Raw genomic sequence first — 241 nt, forward strand, 5'->3', positions numbered from 1 at the left:
GTGTTACTAGAGGCCGGCGCGACGATCCGGTTCGACGCGGACCCGCAGGGCGCGGACCGGCCCGGCGGTTTCAACGGCCGGACCATGGAAGTGGTGGTTTCCACCGCGGGCCGTGACCAGTCGGCGCAGGCCGGTGCGATCGTCCGGGCGGCGGCGCTGGCGGAAGCTGTTCAGGCCGGCCGGGTCGAGGTGACGCCGGCCCGGATCCGGGAACTCGACCGGGAAGCCCACGTATCGGCAC

General features: G+C 73.0%; 1 protein-coding gene. It reads left to right on the top strand.

Annotated elements, in window-relative coordinates:
• A partial coding sequence (locus tag CUZ56_RS15930) for a hypothetical protein (RefSeq protein WP_162615383.1) occupies positions 1–241 on the top strand: 241 nt, incomplete at both ends.

It is taken from the genome of Saezia sanguinis (assembly GCF_003991585.1).
GTDB lineage: Bacteria > Pseudomonadota > Gammaproteobacteria > Burkholderiales > Burkholderiaceae_C > Saezia > Saezia sanguinis.